This window comes from Shigella sp. FC1967, from assembly GCF_001743005.1.
Classification (GTDB): domain Bacteria; phylum Pseudomonadota; class Gammaproteobacteria; order Enterobacterales; family Enterobacteriaceae; genus Proteus.
This window is the reverse complement of sequence record NZ_MIIZ01000801.1, coordinates 1-3,147: the sequence shown is the minus strand read 5'-3', so window position 1 is coordinate 3,147 and position 3,147 is coordinate 1. Positions and strand designations below refer to the sequence as shown.

At 35.3% G+C, this 3,147-nt stretch carries 3 protein-coding genes; 1 reads left to right on the top strand and 2 read right to left on the bottom strand.

What is annotated here, in order from left to right:
• Positions 1-182: 182 nt before the first annotated feature.
• On the top strand, positions 183-1,151 hold the full coding sequence (locus tag BHE89_RS13335; protein WP_128860533.1) for a vWA domain-containing protein: 969 nt from the start codon (positions 183-185) through the stop codon (positions 1,149-1,151).
• 101 nt (positions 1,152-1,252) lie between these two features.
• Here the strand turns inward: BHE89_RS13335 and BHE89_RS25770 are convergent, their stop codons facing one another.
• Both BHE89_RS25770 and BHE89_RS13330 read right to left on the bottom strand, forming a co-directional pair.
• Positions 1,253-1,657: a hypothetical protein gene (locus BHE89_RS25770; RefSeq protein WP_286146126.1), complete on the bottom strand. Its 405-nt coding sequence runs from the start codon at positions 1,655-1,657 to the stop codon at positions 1,253-1,255.
• Complete coding sequence (locus BHE89_RS13330) at positions 1,635-2,939, bottom strand: YdgA family protein (RefSeq protein WP_286146125.1); 1,305 nt, start codon at positions 2,937-2,939, stop codon at positions 1,635-1,637. The genes BHE89_RS25770 and BHE89_RS13330 overlap by 23 nt, the downstream gene beginning before the upstream one ends.
• Between the last annotated feature and the right edge of the window lie 208 nt (positions 2,940-3,147).

The following is a 3,147-nucleotide window of genomic DNA, read 5'->3' as shown; positions in this document are numbered from 1 at the left end:
TAAATTTATTTATAAAAATAAAACTAAAAAATAGAATATCTCTTTTATTAAATGAGGAATAAAGAATAGGGAATTAAACGTCATAATAGGTTGCTGTCCAATAGATATATTCAACTGAATGCCATTATTTGCATAATGATTTTTAATAAATATCTAATTATTTAAAATTAAGGAATATAAACATGAATGAGAATTCTGATTTTGGTTTTGAAAAAACAAATAATAAAGTACAGCACTCATTAATATCCCAAATACTTCCACCTTCATCTGCAAACAATCTTACTTATGGATCACAAGTGGTTACTGGTGATGGTGTAATTGCGTTGGATTTAGTTGTCGTGATTGATACCAGTGGTTCAATGGCTGATGAATCGTCAGACTTAAGTAAAGAAGTGGATGACGCAATACAAGCTGCACTTGAAAAATGCCCATCAAAACTGAGAGTCACCTTTTTAGGTATAGAAGGGACATGGGAAGAGACTAAATTTGATCAATCAGTCAGTGACTATTTAAAAGCACTAGGAGTTCCTGAAAGTCGCTTACAGGCAAGAAAACCCTTTAAAGAGGCTGATGGACGTGATCATGCAGGTAATAGAGAGGATTTATGTCGTGCAGTGATTGACTTAAGTCAGTATTTTGATTGGCGTGATGGTGCTCGTCGCGCTATTTTTGTGCTGGGTGATGAAGGGATGGAAGGAGGCGGTGGTGTTCTTACAAATGAGGCGGTTAGAAAAAATGATGAAGCGATCGCTGTGGCTCAAAATGAAAAAGTTAAAGTGTACACTTATCAAGGAACGCCTGACGATAAGATAACGAATTTAGATCGTTTTCCAAGTATTGCTGATAGAGATAGTATTACAAAAGAATATGAGCGCTTAGCGAAACAGACAGGCGGGCGTTCATATATATATACGACCGGGATTGCACAGTTCTCATTAGTATTACAAGAAATACTCTGTGATAGCTTGACGTTACCGAACATTCCTAAGCCGAATAAAAAAGCACCTGACTGTAATCAGGTGTGTGCACAGCTCAGTTCTATTATTTCAACAGTAAATACGCTTGCCGAAATAATTAATAAAGTCATTGATTCTTGTTGTAAAGAAGAGGGAAACAATCATCATATTCCAACTAAAGACTGCGATTGTTAATTAAAAACAATGCTAAAAAAATACCCCATTGTCGTTTATTCACAGATGGGGTATTTATTTATTGCTTTAACGAACAACTTATCGTTCTAACAAAAGATTAATTATTGAGCTTGTGCGGGTTGCTCAGGAATTAAAATGTCTTGCTCTTCGATAATTGCTGGATCTTCAGTCATCTCTTCTTGATAACCTTCTTCTGAATAGTCAGAATCATCGTAATCGTAAGATGATGCACCCATACCAAATAACATCGCTGCTAAACCTAACATTTGAGGCGCTTGGGTCACTTCCATAAACTCATCAAAAGTATAAGTTTTACCATTCATAGTAAACTTATCAGCGGCATAGTTCAGTTTCATACTTAATGCTTTACTATCTTGTGCAAGTAACATCAGAGGTAATGCATCTTTCTCGTCTTGAGAAATTTGATTAATATTTTGCTGTAACTCTGTTTTTAACTGTTCAATATCCGCAGCAGTTGCTGCTTCAATTTCTTTTTTTCTCTTCATCTGTTAATGCGGTTTCTTGGTAACGAGCCGCATCAAGATATTGAGTGGTGTTGCGGAATTCAGCTAACATTGGAAGAGATAAATCAATATTGAAATCGATGTTTTTAAACAGAGAGTTAAATAACTCGGCAGGTGATTTCTCTTCATTTTCTAATACTTTAACGTTAAACGCATTTAAGTCTAAGTTAAAGGTTAGCTTGCTTGCACCGCTTTTATTTGTTAAAGAAGCTTCATCAATACGGAAAACTAAGCCTTTTTCCAGAACATCACGAACGGCTTGTTCAACGATTTCTGAATTGTCAAAATGTTTTTTATTCCATGGTAATAATGAGTTGTTATAAACTTTGGTTAATAACAACATGGCATCAGGATCTGCTTTATCAATTGAATAGCCAAATTTACCTGCACCAAATTCGAGTCCTCCAACATTCAGTGACTTAAAGTAATAAACTTGAGAAATGTTAAAGAGTTTATCTTTGATATCACTTTTTGTTGTCAGAGATAAATCTTTTAGTGAGAAATCAGATGCTTTGTCTTTGCTGGTATGTGCAATTTCAGCAAAATTTAACAATTGTTCATTAAATAGGTACTGATCGTTATTAACTTTCGTTCCAACAATAGAGCCAGAGATATTTTTAATTGTGAAGGTTTCATCATTATCTTTAGTCACAACAACTTGATCACCGTTAATTTTGGTTGCAAAGTTTGTTGCATCTTTGTCTGATGAGAACTCAACAGTGATAGGTGTCGTTTTAACCGTACCACCGTTTTCAGCAAAATCGATAGAGTTTAGTGTTGCGGTACCGGATACTGAACCATCGAACGCTAAAGAGGCGTGATTATTAAAAATAGATTTTTCTTTAGTCAGTTTGAATAACTCTTTTGTTGAGTTGTTCTCAACCAATGTATTATTCATCGCTGCTAATTTTGGTGCCAGATTAAATTTAGCCAGATCAGAAAGAGGGAATGGACCATGGTCAATATCTGTAGAGAAGACAATTTCTTCTACTTTTTTGTCTTGGTCTGCATCACTAGCTTCTGGCGAAATCACGACAGCAAAGTCTGCATTAGAGGTGAAAACCCCTTTCTTATAGTCACGAATTTCAAGTTTAACATCAGCATCAAACTGTGCATTTTTAGCAAGTTGCGCCAATTGTTCATTCGCTAATTTCGTTTCTTCCTGTAAGCGACTTTCAATTTTGCTGCCCATGTACCACGACGCACCCGTCCAAACAACACCAAGTGCGACGATAACACCAACAGCGACAAGCGATTTCTTCATAATTCTAGTCCATCCTCTGTGTACATCTGGCGATGTACGTTATAAAGGCTGTTTTTTGTAACCCTTAAACAACCCGTTAAATTAGTGATAAATTTAAATATAGACAATCCACATATATACATCGCCATCTATATTAACCGTAAATATAGATTTAGTGGAATAAAATCGCAATCAGAACTTACTTATTTAATCGCTAACATAATGAGTT